Below are 12,437 nucleotides of genomic sequence, written 5' to 3'. Positions count from 1 at the left end.
CTCCCATTGTAAAAAAGTCAATAATCCTTGCCTTTATCCTGCTTTTTTATTCCTTATTATATAAGAAAAAGTATCTTTCTTATAAAAATAGTATGTTTTAGTTAAAATAAACACGTTGTTCCGGCAAAACAGGTATTATCTTCTAGGGAGACTAATAAAATTCCATTGACACTGACCCGTAGATTTCTTACACTTAGTATTTGGAAAGATAGTAAGTCTTATTAGAAATTTATACTTGAGATATAGATAAAATTTTAAAAGGGAGAGAACAAGTATGCAGCCAAATATACAGCGTCCAGCTGTGGAATCAAACCGTGGTTTTCAAGTTTGGTGGCAAATGACCCGTCCTCATACGTTAACAGCATCATTTGTACCTGTACTTCTTGGTACCGCACTTGCATTAAAATATGGAAAATTCCACGCTGGACTTTTTATAGCCATGCTTATTGCCAGCTTGTTGATTCAAGCAGCAACCAATATGTTTAATGAATATTTTGATTTTAAACGCGGTCTGGATAATGAACATTCAGTTGGTATTGGCGGTACGATTGTCCGAGATGGAATTAAACCAAAAACCGTTTTAAATCTTGCTTTTGGTTTTTATGGAATCGCCTTATTATTAGGAGTATATATTTGTGCGAACAGCAGCTGGTGGCTTGCTATAGTAGGGTTAATTTGTATGGCCATTGGATATTTTTATACAGGCGGACCTTATCCGATTGCCTATACACCTTTTGGAGAGCTTTTTTCTGGTTTCTTTATGGGAATGTTGATTATTTTAATATCCTTCTTTATTCAAACAGGTACTGTGAACAGCACCAGTATTTTAGTTTCTGTACCGAGTATGGTGCTGGTTGGTGAAATCATGCTTTCCAATAACATTCGTGACCTTGATGGCGATAAAGAAAACGGCCGTAAAACTGTCGCGATTCTATTAGGTAAAAAAAGGGCGATTTATTTACTCGCCGGAATGTTTACCTTTTCATATCTTTGGGTTTTGGCTTTAATTATCGCTGGGATCACTCCTGCCTGGGTAGCACTTGTCATTATTAGTGCACCAAAAGCAATCAAGGCAACAAAGGGATTTATCGAAAACACCGTGCCGATCAAAATGGCACCTGCCATGAAAGCTACAGCCCAAACGAATACGATTTTTGGATTTTTACTTGCAGTTGGAATTTTTATCGGGCACTTTTTTTCATAAATAAAAGGGAGACTGAATTTTTCAGTCTCCCTTTTATCATTTAATCCCCCAAATATCATCCGCATATTCCTGAATCGTTCGGTCGCTGGAAAAATAGCCGGCATTTGCAATGTTCGCCAGGCTCATTTTTTGCCACTTTAATGGTTCCATAAAGGTTTTACCAATGACCTTTTGGATATCCACATAAGAGGCAAAGTCCTTTAAAACAAAATATTGGTCATTTTCCTCTAATAAAGAATCGAAAATCGGCTCAAATTCATTATATACACCCGAGAAGAATCCATTGACCAATTGGTCCACAGCCTGTCTGATACGCCAATCATGATGATAGTATTCAAGCGATTGGTAGCCGCCATGTTGATAATAATGCAATACTTCATCCGCCGTAAGCCCAAAGGTAAAAATATTGGAATCCCCTACTAATTCACGGATTTCAATATTAGCACCATCCAGTGTTCCGACTGTAAGCGCTCCATTAATCATAAATTTCATATTTCCCGTTCCGGAAGCTTCTTTACTCGCTGTGGAAATTTGTTCACTTACATCTGCAGCAGGGAATATTTTCTCCGCTAGTGAAACACGATAATTTTCCATGAAAATGACTTTCATACGATCACCGATTTTTGGATCATGATTGACCTTTTCCGCAACCGTATTAATCAATTTTATGATTTTCTTTGCATAATAGTATCCAGGAGAAGCTTTTGCTCCAAATATAAACACCCTGGGAACCATTGAAAAACTGGAATCTTCTTTAATCTGATTATAGAGATACATTATATGTAAAACATTGAGAAGCTGGCGCTTGTAGGCATGAAGTCTTTTTACCTGGACATCAAAAATAGAATTTGTATCCACAGCTACTCCTGTTTTATCATAAATAATTTCAGCAAGTCTCACTTTATTACCCTTTTTAATTTTGGCTAACTGGTCAAGGAAGGTTGTATTATTTTCAAAATCGTTTAGGCGAATTAATTCATTCGGTGCTTGTATCCAGTCTGATCCAATCGTTTCCGTGATTAAATTCGATAATTTCGGATTTGATTTTAATAACCAGCGGCGGTGGGCGATTCCATTCGTCTTATTATTGAACTTTTCTGGAAACAGTTCAAAAAACTGACTCATTTCCCGATTTTTTAAAATTTCTGTATGCAGCTTGGCAACACCATTCACACTAAAGCTTCCGACAATGGCTAGGTGAGCCATTTTCACCTGATCATCCCCAATAATAGCAAGCATTCCAATCCGTTCCCAATCACCCGGATAACGCTCCCAAAGCTCCTTGCAAAACCTTTCATTTATCTCTTCAACAATCATATAAATCCTTGGCAGCAGCGGTCGGAAAATTCTTATCGGCCATTTCTCCAGTGCCTCTGTCAAAGTGGTATGATTCGTATAAGAAATTGTATTTTTCGTAATATGCCATGCCTCGTCCCATTCAAAGGACTCCTCATCAATTAAAATCCGCATCAATTCCGGTATGGCCAAAACCGGGTGCGTATCATTGATGTGGATACTGACATTCTTATGAAGCTGCGTTAAATCGCCATGCTGTTGCCGGTAGGATTTAATAATCGATTGCAGGCTCGCGGAAACGAGAAAATATTGCTGCTTTAACCGCAGTATTTTTCCTTCATCATGAGTATCGTCAGGATATAAAAATTCCGAAACAGACTCTGTTTCTCTTTTATACCTTAAAATGTCATGGTGAATAGGAAACTGAGAGGGCTCAGCATTCCAAAGCCTTAATGTATTAACGGTATCCGTATGGTAGCCAACTACCGGCATGTCATGCGGCACAGCCGTAATGGTTTCTGCATTCAGATGCTGAAACAGAAGGTGGCCATTTTCCATTTTAGCTTCTACCTTCCCCCAAAATGGAATTTTAACAGCCAAATCCGCTTTCCGGATTTCCCAAACATTACCGCTCCGCAGCCATTGCTCAGGGAGTTCAACCTGGTATCCATCGACAATCTTTTGTTCAAACAACCCGTGTTTATATCGGATTCCATGTCCATGACCCGGTAAATTCAGCGAGGCCAGGGAATCTAAAAAACAGGCGGCCAGCCTGCCTAATCCGCCGTTTCCCAAGCCAGCATCCGCTTCAAACTCTTCTAACTCACCTAAATCGATTCCAAGCTCCTCCAGCCCTTCCTGGACCACATCCTCGATACCAAGATTAATCAAATTCTGCCGTAATAGTTTTCCTAGCAGATACTCGATGGACAGATAATAAACCTGTTTTCCCTTCGTTTCCCGGTACCGTTCATTTGTTTTAATCCAATCATTGCTAACATATTCGCGAATCATATTTCCAAGCGTTTGAAAATGATCCTGCTCCGAACTCTCAGCAAAACTAGTCCCGCATACCATCTCAACTCTTTTTAAAAAGGTTCTTTTAAACTCATTTTTATTAGAAAACATGAGTTTCACTCCTTGAGATGAGTTCTGCATAGAGTTGGTTATATCTAAATGCCGACTGTGCCCAGCTGTTATCCATCTCCATTGCCCTCTTGATGAGCATTGGCCATACATCCTGATCACGGTAAAAATGAATGGCTCTTCGGATTGTATAAAGCATGTCGTGGGCATTAAAATGACTGAATGAGAACCCGTTTCCTTCGCCTGTAATTTCGTTCCAGGACTGAACAGTATCATTCAAGCCGCCTGTTTCTCTAACAATCGGGATAGCACCATATCTCATGGCAATAAGCTGGCCAAGCCCGCATGGTTCAAATAGTGACGGCATTAAAAATAAGTCTGCCGCCGCATATAGCCTATGGGCAAGCTCCTCACTAAATCCGGTATAAACCTTTAACTTTTCCGGATAAACCCTTGAGGCCTGTCTGAAATATTCCTCAAATTCATAATCGCCCGTTCCCAGGATGATTACCTGTATATCCTCCTGGAGAATTTCCCTTAGAACACATTGAACAAGATCAAGTCCTTTTTGTCTTGTAAGCCTTGAAATCATCACCATTAACGGTGTTCCTGAGGATTGTGGCAGCCCAAAAAACTTTTGAATCTCACGCTTATTCACGGGCTTTTTCTCATGATTGTTAGCCGTGTATGTCTGATAAATCAATGAATCTTTTTCCGGATTATAAAAATCCTCATCGATTCCGTTCAGAATCCCAAAAAGATCCTCTTCTCTTGCCTTCAAGAGACCGTCCAACTTTTCACCATATGTTGGTGTTTGAATTTCCTGCTTGTACGTAGGACTTACAGTCGTAATTTTATCGGCAGCAACAATGGCGGCTTTCATAAAATTCACATTTCCGAAAAACTCCAATTGTCCGAAATCGTTAGCCTCCGGCTTTATTCCAAAAAAATCTTCCAAAACTACGTTTGAATAAATTCCTTGAAATTGAAGATTGTGAATCGTAAACACGGTGCGAATTTTACCGTAACCTTTTCGATTGTAATATTCCTTCCTCAGAAGGAAAGGAATCATGGCTGTATGCCAGTCATGGCAATGAAGGACATCCGGAAAGAAATTAAGGTGGGCTAACGTTTCCAGCACGGCCCGGTTAAAGAAAGCAAACCTCTCCCCATCATCATAAAAACCATAAAGGCTTTTTCGTTTAAAATAATATTCATTATCTACAAAATAAAAGGTTAGTCCTTGATACTCGAGTTCCTCAATCCCGCAATATTGCTTTCTCCAGCCTACCGAGACCGTAAATTCATTTATTTTTTTCATATCCTTCTTAAAATGATCAGAAATCGTGCCATATTTAGGGAGAATTACTCTGACATCGGTACCAAGACTTTTTAATTCTTTTGGAAGAGAGCCTGCAACATCAGCAAGCCCTCCTGATTTTACAAATGGACCACACTCGGAAACTGCAAATAATACTTTCACGAATTAATCAACTCTCCTTGTTTCGTACCTTTACGGATAACATATGGATTCTGAGCTGTCCCTGTCAAACGGGTACCGGCTTGAACTTTTACATCTTTATCTAAAATGACTGAATCTAGGAAACAATTATCCTCAATCTGACATTTCTGCATGATAATACAGTTTTTAATAACAGCCCCTTTGCCAATCTTAACGCCTCTGGAGATAATACTATTTTCAACCGTACCATTAATTAAGCAGCCATTGGCAATCATCGTATTTTTTACGATTGAGCCTTTAATATATTTCGTTGGCGGCTCATCCTTTACCTTTGTTAAAATCGGCTGTTCTTTTAAAAATAGCTGCTTCCAAACAGTTGGGTTTAAGATTTCCATACTAGTAGAATAATAGTTTTGGAAGGAATCAATCATCACTGCATATCCATCATAGACGTGGTGGCACACTGTATATTGATGATCAATCTCCATAACCACATCCTTCATACAGGTATATCCTGTTTCATTTCTTGTTTCAATTAATTTCATTAGCAGGGATGTTTTTACTAAGTAAATTTCCATTGGGCGGCCATCTTTGTGATGGAGTTCGGTGATATCACAACCTGAACGGATATGCCAATCCAAAAGAGGTTTAAAGTCCATATTAAAAACAGTATAGCAATTAGCAATAATTGCATATTCTTGGGTGCTGCGATAAAAATAGTCCATATTCGCAGCAAAATGATCAAAGGAACCGACTTTGTTTTGATCGCTTTCGAGATTGGGAGAAGGAAAAAAGAAAAGGCCATCTCGTTTTCGATTTAAATCCCAATTTTTTCCTGAACCTAAATGATCCATTAAGGAGCGGTATTGTAATTTCGGAAAAATCGCCACACTGCGAATTCCTGAATTCACCATGTTGGAAAGAATAAAATCAATCATTCGGTAGCGCCCGCCAAAAGGGAGAGCTGCAAGTGAACGGTGTGTGATTAAGTCCTCTAAATCTTCATGATAGGTTGTTGCGTCAATTACTCCTAATAGCTTTCTTTTCAAACCTTGTTCCCTCCCTAAATTTTTAAAGAACATGCAATTTTTTATATTTAGGCTGTGTTAAACTTGTCTGTTGATTTCCACTCCAGGCACTTCGCACACCTTAGGGCGGTGGTCCGGGGAGCCTCCTCGTCGCTTGCGCTCCTGTGAGGTCTCCCCTGCCCCGTACTCACGCAGGAGTCTTCGTGCCTTCCGCTCCAATCAACATGGTTAAAAAATCAACAATGTCATTTAATACAACCTATATTTAATAAGTAGGAAATAACCCACTTAACATCTCTTCGGTAACAAGAATAATTTCATCTTCATAGGAACGGATTACCGTTCCATCTGGAATTGTTACATCGCATGGTACAATTGCTTTTTCAATCAAAACATTATTGCCAATTATCGCATCAGGCATAATAACCGACTCTTTAATAATTGACCCATGCCCGACACTTACTCCTTGGAACAGAACCGATTTTTCAATTTCTCCTTCAATCGTGCAGCCTTCATTAATAAGCGACTCTTTCACAATTGCATTTTGAGCAATATATTGCGGCGGCTGATTCGGATTAACCGAATAAATTCTCCAATCATGGTCGAATAAATCTAATTCACACTCATTATTCAAGAGGTCCATATTGGCTTCCCAAAGGCTTTGCACTGTTCCAACATCTTTCCAGTACCCTTTAAACGGATAGGCATATAATTTCTTCTTTTCATCTAATAATAATGGAATAACGTCCTTACCAAAATCATGGCTGGAATGTGGATTTCTTTCATCCATTTCCAAATATTCTTTCAATATATTCCAGCTAAAAATATAAATGCCCATAGAAGCAAGATTATTTTTAGGGCTGTTCGGCTTTTCTTCAAACTCAGTAATCCTCATATCCTCATTCGTACTCATAATGCCAAAGCGGTTGGCTTCAGCCCAAGGCACCTCAATTAAAGAGATGGTGACATCCGCCCTTTTTTCAATATGATATTCAAGCATATTTTCATAGTTCATTTTATAAATGTGATCCCCGGACAGAATTAACACATACTCCGGCTGATATTGCTTAAGATAATTTAAATTTTGATAAATGGCACTTGCTGTACCTGTATACCACTTTACTTCCGACGACTCACTGTAAGGTGGTAAAACCGTTACCCCGCCATCCTTACGGTCAAGGTCCCAGGTACTGCCGATTCCAATATACGAGTTTAACAATAGGGGCTGATATTGTGTTAAAACACCAACAGTATCGATTCCTGAATTGGAGCAGTTACTTAAAGGAAAATCTATAATTCTATATTTACCTCCAAAGGGTACAGCCGGTTTTGCAAGATCCTTTGTAAGAGAATTAAGTCTGCTTCCTTTCCCTCCTGCCAATAGCATGGCTACGCACTTTTTCTTTCCCATTTCCTTTTCTCTCCTTTCGCTTTTTGACAGGTCTAATAATGAGGAATCCAAATGGTGGAATGGTCAGTTCAACAGAGTACTTCTGCCGATGATACGGCTCCTCTATAGAAATGATTTTCTTTTTATTTATCCATCCGGCACCGCCGAATTTTTCATAATCACTATTAAAAACTTCTCGATATTCACCAGTGAACGGAATTCCAACACAATAATTTTCATAACCTACCCCTGTAAAATTACAAATAACGATTAAATTCTCATCCAGTTTTTTACCTTTTCGAATAAAAGAAAAAATTGATTGGTGATGGTTATTAGCATCAATCCATTCAAAGCCATCCTGCAGGTGGTCTAATTCAAAAAGAGGCTTTGAGCGTTTGTAAAACTTTGTTAATTCTTTAACATATACATTCATCTTTTGATGCATTTCATAGTCCAGCAGGTTCCAATCAAGCTGTTCTTTATCCTTCCATTCTGAAAACTGCCCCATTTCAAATCCCATGAATAATAATTTTTTTCCAGGGTGGGCGAACATATAGCCAAGTAATAATCGCAATTGGGCAAATTTTTCTAAATATTCACCTGGCATTTTGTCTAATAATGATTTTTTTCCGTGGACCACTTCATCGTGCGAAAATGGCAGCATGAAGTTTTCTGAAAATGCATATAAAAGCGAAAATGTTACATTTGAATGTACCTTTGAGCGAAAATAAGGGGGGGTCTCCATATATTCCAGCATGTCATTCATCCAGCCCATATTCCATTTGTAATCAAAGCCTAAACCGCCATAACAAACAGGTGTGGTGACGCGCGGAAAATCAGTTGAGTCCTCCCCAATAACCAAGAAGGATGGATCATATTCGTGGATTTCTTTGTTTAATTTCTTTAAAAATTCAATTCCAAATGGATTTTCCACTTTTCCATCTGCATTTGGCCAATAGATGATATTGGCAACAGCATCCATTCGGAAGCCATCTATGTGGTAGTTTTGCATCCAAAACAATGCGTTCGAAATCAGGAAACTTTGGACCTCGAGCTTCCCTAAATCAAAATTGGCTGTTCCCCATACTGGATTTTCTCGGTCCTTTACATGACTATAGGAATAAACATGGGTACCATCGAACTGATATAAACCATGTGCATCTTTGCAAAAATGCCCTGGGACCCAGTCAAGAATAACCCCTATTCCCAGCTGGTGGCATTGGTCAACAAAATACATGAATTCTTCCGGTGTACCATATCTAGAAGTTACAGAATAATACCCTGTTCCCTGATATCCCCAAGAATCATCAAGCGGATGCTCAACCAAGGGTAATAATTCAATATGTGTAAACCCATGCTCAAGTACATAGGGAAGAAGTTCTTCTGCCAATTCCTTGTAGGACAAAAATTCTTTCGCCTGTTTTTTCATCCATGACCCTAGATGAACTTCATAGATTATGGAAGGCTCTGACAGGAAATTTCGTTTTCTCCTTTGAATCATCCACTGTTCATCCTGCCATTTATAGCCTTCTAATGAATAAACAATGGAGGCAGTATTCGGACGAAGCTCTGAATAAAAGGCATAAGGATCTGCCTTTTTAAGGACTTCACCTTTTTCCGTAAAAATTTCGTACTTATAAAGACAACCTTCAAAGTCCTGGTCCATAATGAGAATCCAAACACCCTCATCATTCACTTTTTGTAGTTCATATCCACTACCGTTCCAATTATTAAAATCCCCAACAAGCCTCACTTTCAGTGCCCGAGGGGCCCAAACGCAAAACCGTGTATATACTTTATCGGAATGTCTATAGATATGAGCGCCAAAAAGCTGGTGACTTTGAAAAAGACTTCCTTCATGAAATAAATGCAACTGGTAGTCAGTAGGAAAAAAAGTATTCACTGCCATGGCTTTTCACATCTCCATTGAAAATATGTATTACAAAATACAATTATAATTGTAATTATTGTGTTTTCCCGAAATACTTTTTTATGTTTTCTGACAATAACTATTATCAGGCACCATATTCTTCGAAATTCCACCACAATCCGACTGCATACGACAAAGAAAATTACGATTCTCGACAATATTTGATTAAATTTCTTAAAAAAAGTTTTATTTTGATTACGTTTACATCAGGAGGTAAAGCAAGTTGGAAGTATATAATGGAAAGTAATTGTTTTAGAATGGAAAATAAATTATTTCGAGTGGAAAATATTTTTCTAAATTATAATTGGATCTCCTTTGTTTAGTACTAAATTACGGGTTTTAAGGGCCTATAATCGTAAGTGGAAAGTAAATCATTCAAAGTGGAAAGTATTTTGCTTAAAGTGGAAAATAAACCTTCTAAACTGGAAAGTATTTTGTGGTTTGTGGAAAATAAATTGAAATCTTTAATAAAATTAGTGATGGAATGTGAGGGATTCCTCAAAATTATGATAGGATCTCCTTTGTTTAATACTAAATTACGAGTTTTAAGGGCCTATAAATATAGAGTGGAAAGTAAATCATTCAAAGTGGAAAATATTTTGCTTAAGTGGAAAATAAACCATTTAAACTGGAAAGTATTTTGTGGTTTGTGGAAAGGGCATCATAAATTTCATTACTGACCACATTTGGAACATTTTTAACCAAATTCATTCCATGCTCTCATTATCAAGAAATGTTTTTGTATTGAGGATGCTTAATACAAAAAGCTGATGAATAATTTCATCAGCTTCAAAATATGACCCCTACGGGATTCGAACCCGTGTTACCGCCGTGAAAGGGCGGTGTCTTAACCGCTTGACCAAGGGGCCAAAAAAAATATGGCAGAGAAGAAGGGATTCGAACCCTCGCGCCGGTTACCCGACCTACTCCCTTAGCAGGGGAGCCCCTTGAGCCACTTGGGTACTTCTCTATATGGCTCCGCAGGTAGGACTCGAACCTACGACCGATCGGTTAACAGCCGATAGCTCTACCACTGAGCTACTGCGGAATAATAATAGTTATTTTGCTCTCTCAAAAACCAATGGTGGGCCTAAATGGACTCGAACCATCGACCTCACGCTTATCAGGCGTGCGCTCTAACCAGCTGAGCTATAGGCCCATATTGGAGCGGGTGATGGGAATCGAACCCACTACATCAGCTTGGAAGGCTGAGGTTTTACCAGTAAACTACACCCGCAAAATTAATGGGGCGACTGATGGGAATCGAACCCACGAATGTCGGAACCACAATCCGATGCGTTAACCACTTCGCCACAATCGCCATTATATTAAATCTAGAAAATTAAATGGTGGCTCAGGACGGAATCGAACCGCCGACACAAGGATTTTCAGTCCTTTGCTCTACCGACTGAGCTACTGAGCCAACATATGGCGGTCTGGACGGGACTCGAACCCGCGACCTCCTGCGTGACAGGCAGGCATTCTAACCAACTGAACTACCAGACCAAATTGCGGAGGCAGGATTTGAACCTGCGACCTTCGGGTTATGAGCCCGACGAGCTACCAGACTGCTCCACCCCGCGATAATAGAAATGAAACTTAACATTGCTGAAGTTTAATAATATGGCGGAGGAAGAGGGATTCGAACCCCCGCGCGGTTTAACCCGCCTGTCGGTTTTCAAGACCGATCCCTTCAGCCGGACTTGGGTATTCCTCCATATTAAATAAGAATTACTGGTGGACCTTGTAGGACTCGAACCTACGACCGGACGGTTATGAGCCGTCTGCTCTAACCAGCTGAGCTAAAGGTCCAAGTTAAAGTGCAATTTGGTTCTAATTTCATTTGGTAGCGGCGGAGGGGATCGAACCCCCGACCTTACGGGTATGAACCGTACGCTCTAGCCAGCTGAGCTACACCGCCAAAGTATCAATGAAATTTAATTGGTGGAGTCTAGGGGGATCGAACCCCTGACCTCCTGCGTGCAAAGCAGGCGCTCTCCCAGCTGAGCTAAGACCCCAATATATAGTGAAGTAGATGGTCGGGAAGACAGGATTCGAACCTGCGACCCCTTGGTCCCAAACCAAGTGCTCTACCAAGCTGAGCTACTTCCCGTTCTTTTAATGGCGCGCCCGAAAGGAGTCGAACCCATAACCTTCTGATCCGTAGTCAGACGCTCTATCCAATTGAGCTACGGGCGCATTATTTATAAGTTATTTTACTTTTGCAAAAAACTCTGGTGCCGAGGACCGGAATCGAACCGGTACGGTAGTCACCTACCGCAGGATTTTAAGTCCTGTGCGTCTGCCAGTTCCGCCACCCCGGCAAAAATGGAGCGGAAGACGGGATTCGAACCCGCGACCCCCACCTTGGCAAGGTGGTGTTCTACCACTGAACTACTTCCGCATTTATATTTTGTTATTTTTCTATCGCAAAAAAATTTGGTGCGGGTGAAGGGAGTCGAACCCCCACGCCTTGCGGCGCCAGATCCTAAGTCTGGTGCGTCTGCCAATTCCGCCACACCCGCATATCCAATTTAAATGGTGAGCCATGAAGGACTCGAACCTTCGACCCTCTGATTAAAAGTCAGATGCTCTACCAACTGAGCTAATGGCTCAAACAAAGTGGTGCCGGCTAGAGGACTTGAACCCCCAACCTACTGATTACAAGTCAGTTGCTCTACCAATTGAGCTAAACCGGCAGGTTTATTGAAGATTTATTCGCTTTTGTGAAATAATAATGGTGGAGGATGACGGGATCGAACCGCCGACCCTCTGCTTGTAAGGCAGATGCTCTCCCAGCTGAGCTAATCCTCCATTATAACAGCCTGGCAACGTCCTACTCTCACAGGGGCAAGGCCCCAACTACCATCGGCGCTGAGAAGCTTAACTTCCGTGTTCGGTATGGGAACGGGTGTGGCCTTCTCGCCATTATTACCAGACTATTTATCAGACACTATTTTATTATAATGTCTTTTTGAAATTTTTCAAGAGGAAAATTTTTTTTTTTCATTCCCTCAAAACTAGATAATGCAGAAGAAGTT

Annotated in this window: 6 protein-coding genes, 21 tRNA genes and 1 rRNA gene; 1 reads left to right on the top strand and 27 read right to left on the bottom strand. The window is 40.2% G+C overall.

Going from position 1 to position 12,437, the window contains the following annotated elements:
• Positions 1-274 precede the first annotated feature (274 nt).
• Positions 275-1,204, top strand: coding sequence for a 1,4-dihydroxy-2-naphthoate polyprenyltransferase (locus BIV60_RS15715; RefSeq protein WP_071356650.1), 930 nt, complete (start codon positions 275-277; stop codon positions 1,202-1,204).
• Between the two features lie 36 nt (positions 1,205-1,240).
• Here the strand turns inward: BIV60_RS15715 and BIV60_RS15710 are convergent, their stop codons facing one another.
• The 27 genes from BIV60_RS15710 to rrf all read right to left on the bottom strand — a co-directional run bounded on the left by BIV60_RS15710 (position 1,241) and on the right by rrf (position 12,335).
• Positions 1,241-3,628 (bottom strand): glycogen/starch/alpha-glucan phosphorylase, encoded by a 2,388-nt coding sequence (locus BIV60_RS15710; RefSeq protein WP_071356649.1) that lies wholly within the window; start codon positions 3,626-3,628, stop codon positions 1,241-1,243.
• A complete protein-coding gene (gene glgA, locus BIV60_RS15705; protein WP_071356648.1) occupies positions 3,618-5,069 on the bottom strand; it encodes a glycogen synthase GlgA in 1,452 nt (483 codons plus the stop codon). Before glgA ends, BIV60_RS15710 begins: the two co-directional genes overlap by 11 nt.
• On the bottom strand, positions 5,066-6,097 hold the full coding sequence (locus tag BIV60_RS15700) for a GlgC family sugar phosphate nucleotidyltransferase (protein ID WP_071356647.1): 1,032 nt from the start codon (positions 6,095-6,097) through the stop codon (positions 5,066-5,068). The genes glgA and BIV60_RS15700 overlap by 4 nt, the downstream gene beginning before the upstream one ends.
• Before the next feature lie 244 nt (positions 6,098-6,341).
• Entirely contained in the window at positions 6,342-7,487 is a 1,146-nt protein-coding gene (locus tag BIV60_RS15695; protein ID WP_071356646.1) for a glucose-1-phosphate adenylyltransferase, read from the bottom strand.
• The gene (gene glgB / locus BIV60_RS15690; protein WP_071356645.1) at positions 7,429-9,375 is read right to left on the bottom strand and encodes a 1,4-alpha-glucan branching protein GlgB; all 1,947 of its coding nucleotides are present in this window, start codon (positions 9,373-9,375) and stop codon (positions 7,429-7,431) included. Before glgB ends, BIV60_RS15695 begins: the two co-directional genes overlap by 59 nt.
• Positions 9,376-10,193: 818 nt before the next feature.
• A tRNA-Glu gene (locus BIV60_RS15680) sits at positions 10,194-10,265 on the bottom strand.
• Between the two features lie 10 nt (positions 10,266-10,275).
• A tRNA-Ser gene (locus BIV60_RS15675) sits at positions 10,276-10,366 on the bottom strand.
• Positions 10,367-10,369: 3 nt separating this feature from the next.
• Positions 10,370-10,444 (bottom strand) — tRNA-Asn (locus BIV60_RS15670).
• Positions 10,445-10,478: 34 nt separating this feature from the next.
• A tRNA-Ile gene (locus tag BIV60_RS15665) sits at positions 10,479-10,555 on the bottom strand.
• A gap of 4 nt (positions 10,556-10,559) precedes the next feature.
• Positions 10,560-10,633: transfer RNA gene (locus BIV60_RS15660), tRNA-Gly, on the bottom strand.
• Positions 10,634-10,641: 8 nt separating this feature from the next.
• Positions 10,642-10,717: transfer RNA gene (locus tag BIV60_RS15655), tRNA-His, on the bottom strand.
• Positions 10,718-10,743: 26 nt separating this feature from the next.
• Positions 10,744-10,819: transfer RNA gene (locus tag BIV60_RS15650), tRNA-Phe, on the bottom strand.
• A gap of 6 nt (positions 10,820-10,825) precedes the next feature.
• A tRNA-Asp gene (locus tag BIV60_RS15645) sits at positions 10,826-10,902 on the bottom strand.
• A 3-nt stretch (positions 10,903-10,905) separates the two neighbouring features.
• Positions 10,906-10,979: transfer RNA gene (locus BIV60_RS15640), tRNA-Met, on the bottom strand.
• Positions 10,980-11,020: 41 nt separating this feature from the next.
• Positions 11,021-11,113 (bottom strand) — tRNA-Ser (locus tag BIV60_RS15635).
• Between the two features lie 18 nt (positions 11,114-11,131).
• Positions 11,132-11,208: transfer RNA gene (locus tag BIV60_RS15630), tRNA-Ile, on the bottom strand.
• A gap of 32 nt (positions 11,209-11,240) precedes the next feature.
• A tRNA-Met gene (locus BIV60_RS15625) sits at positions 11,241-11,317 on the bottom strand.
• A 21-nt stretch (positions 11,318-11,338) separates the two neighbouring features.
• Positions 11,339-11,414 (bottom strand) — tRNA-Ala (locus BIV60_RS15620).
• 18 nt (positions 11,415-11,432) lie between these two features.
• A tRNA-Pro gene (locus BIV60_RS15615) sits at positions 11,433-11,509 on the bottom strand.
• A 9-nt stretch (positions 11,510-11,518) separates the two neighbouring features.
• A tRNA-Arg gene (locus tag BIV60_RS15610) sits at positions 11,519-11,595 on the bottom strand.
• 36 nt (positions 11,596-11,631) lie between these two features.
• Positions 11,632-11,720, bottom strand: a tRNA-Leu gene (locus BIV60_RS15605).
• 5 nt (positions 11,721-11,725) lie between these two features.
• Positions 11,726-11,800: transfer RNA gene (locus BIV60_RS15600), tRNA-Gly, on the bottom strand.
• Positions 11,801-11,836: 36 nt separating this feature from the next.
• Positions 11,837-11,921, bottom strand: a tRNA-Leu gene (locus BIV60_RS15595).
• Between the two features lie 14 nt (positions 11,922-11,935).
• Positions 11,936-12,011 (bottom strand) — tRNA-Lys (locus tag BIV60_RS15590).
• Between the two features lie 8 nt (positions 12,012-12,019).
• Positions 12,020-12,095, bottom strand: a tRNA-Thr gene (locus BIV60_RS15585).
• Positions 12,096-12,134: 39 nt separating this feature from the next.
• Positions 12,135-12,210: transfer RNA gene (locus tag BIV60_RS15580), tRNA-Val, on the bottom strand.
• Between the two features lie 9 nt (positions 12,211-12,219).
• A 5S ribosomal RNA gene (rrf, locus tag BIV60_RS15575) occupies positions 12,220-12,335 on the bottom strand.
• Positions 12,336-12,437 lie beyond the last annotated feature (102 nt).

The sequence above is a fragment of the Bacillus sp. MUM 116 genome, assembly GCF_001866655.1.
Taxonomy (GTDB): Bacteria; Bacillota; Bacilli; order Bacillales; family Cytobacillaceae; genus Neobacillus.
The sequence above is the reverse complement of the archived record's forward strand: the minus strand, read 5'-3'. Positions and strand labels throughout refer to the sequence as shown.